Origin of the sequence: Neobacillus drentensis (genome assembly GCF_036966985.1) — a bacterium.
GTDB lineage: Bacteria > Bacillota > Bacilli > Bacillales > Cytobacillaceae > Neobacillus > Neobacillus drentensis_E.
This window is the reverse complement of the sequence record NZ_JBALSN010000546.1, coordinates 1-1,582: the sequence shown is the minus strand read 5'-3', so window position 1 is coordinate 1,582 and position 1,582 is coordinate 1. Positions and strand designations below refer to the sequence as shown.

The following is a 1,582-nucleotide window of genomic DNA, read 5'->3' as shown; positions in this document are numbered from 1 at the left end:
AGTGTCAGTCACTTGGAAAATTGGATCTTCTCCTCTTGAAATAAACCCACGTATTCACTCTCAAACTCCCATGATACTACAACAAAAAGATATTCCTGAAATTAAGAAAGCTTAGTAAAGTTTTATAATATCACTTCCAACCATTGAAATACTTAGTACGAGTCTCTCTTTAGAAGAAGGTTCGATTTTTATAATTTTTTCGTTAAACAAATAATTCGGTTGGCTTCCTGAAATCCACTCTTCAGATGAAATCTTAAACTATCTAGGTTATCTATTTCTAGGTCACTTGCAAATTCCTTACAGCCCCGTTCCTTTGCCCAAATTTCACAGGCTGCCAAAAGCTGTTTTCCCATCCCTTTTCTTCGATAACCCTCCTGTACAAAAATTCCTTCGAGATATCCCACTGGACTACTTTCCGTTCCTTCCACATAGTCCTTTCGAAGCTGACATTGAGCAAATCCAACAAATTCCGTTCCTTCTTTTGCTAAAAAAATAGCAGCATCTTGATCATGTAATAATTCGTTAAATTCTTCCTTCAACTCATTTGAATCACATGCCGGCCAAAGCATCAATGCAAACTTTACAATTACCTCCAATTCCTTTTGTGTGGCTTTTACCATATATCTATTCCTCCTAACGAACTACTTTTCTTATTTGATTTCTCTTATACAATTTATTAATTATAGCTGAACCTAAGCACCAAAGGTGTCAGGCACTTTGAACATTGGATCATCTGCCCTTCATCTTTTGTTTTACGTTTATTCCAGCCCTAACATCCTCAACCGTTCCTTTATATACATTGTAGGTTTCACCATGCTCTTTTACTTCCCCCGCCTTTTTAAATCCCAAACGTTGACAGATTCGATTCCCAGCTTCTGTAATCGCGATCATACCGAATTCCTTTATCACGACTCCAGTTTCCTGAATATCTTCGATCCAATACAGCAATTCCATAATTAATGCCTTACTGTATTTCTTCCTGTCTTCATGAAAGATATCAACTATAATCGAAGATAAATAAATATATACCTCTCTCCCTTTCTTATAAGCTAACGCTTGATGACAAATTCTAGATTCATCTATTTGGCCCAATAGTAATCGATCATACGTTCTTTTATCTAGTGGAATTAAACTGCTATATCCCCTTAACTCTCCATTATCCTCTACAATTTTATACACTCTATTGTTTCGTTCAAGTAATCGTTTTACAAATGCACGCTCAACTTGCCAATCTTGAGGATACAGCTTTCGGTCCAATTGAATCATTCCATTTAAATCCGATAATTGACCATAACGAACATTGAGTTCCGACACCGTAAAACCCTCCCTTTTGATAGACAATCACACGAAAAGTCTGGCATAACATAGGATATTTTATTTATGCTCAACATCATTCAAAAAAAATTCTTCATTCAATTACTGCCTTAAGCATGACTAAATAACATTCCTATTGTTAGGACAAAAGAGTCTGAATATACTAAATACTGTGTTAGCCATTTTAATTAAGTAAGGAGACATTGCCATGAATGGACAGCTGACAACTCCCACAGCTAAAGCAGTGGGGTTCTAGGGTATAGTGGCA

General features: G+C 36.2%; 2 protein-coding genes. Both read right to left on the bottom strand.

Annotated elements, in window-relative coordinates:
- Window positions 1-188: 188 nt before the first annotated feature.
- Window positions 189-620 (bottom strand): aminoglycoside 6'-N-acetyltransferase, encoded by a 432-nt coding sequence (aac(6'), locus tag V7659_RS27655; RefSeq protein WP_335543281.1) that lies wholly within the window; start codon window positions 618-620, stop codon window positions 189-191.
- A 109-nt stretch (window positions 621-729) separates the two neighbouring features.
- A complete protein-coding gene (locus V7659_RS27650) occupies window positions 730-1,314 on the bottom strand; it encodes a hypothetical protein (RefSeq protein WP_335543280.1) in 585 nt (194 codons plus the stop codon).
- Window positions 1,315-1,582 lie beyond the last annotated feature (268 nt).